The organism is Lentilactobacillus hilgardii DSM 20176 = ATCC 8290 (genome assembly GCF_000159315.1).
GTDB classification, from domain to species: Bacteria; Bacillota; Bacilli; order Lactobacillales; family Lactobacillaceae; genus Lentilactobacillus; species Lentilactobacillus hilgardii.
In genome coordinates this window covers 1-212 of the sequence record NZ_GG670100.1, presented here as the reverse complement: position 1 = coordinate 212, position 212 = coordinate 1, and the positions used below count along the sequence as shown (strand labels likewise).

The window sequence follows — 212 nt, the reverse complement described above, 5'->3', positions numbered from 1 at the left end:
CAGAAAATCTTCACGAATCCGCGACGCAAACCGGACATCTTGGCGCGCGGGTTGGTGTTGAGCGGCAACATGACGGTGCGCGCAGGCACCTCTCCGTTGTCGATCGCTGCCTGCGAAACACCCACCGTTGCAATTTCGGGGCGTGTGAAAACGGCCGACGCGACGGTCTTCAACTTGATCGGGCTGACGCCTTCACCCAGTGCGTGGTACAT

The 212-nt window shown here is 59.9% G+C and carries 1 protein-coding gene; it reads right to left on the bottom strand.

What is annotated here, in order from left to right; translation table 11 throughout:
- The coding region (locus tag HMPREF0519_RS13025; protein ID WP_003637261.1) for an oxidoreductase dimerization domain-containing protein at positions 1 to 212 on the bottom strand (212 nt) is incomplete at both ends.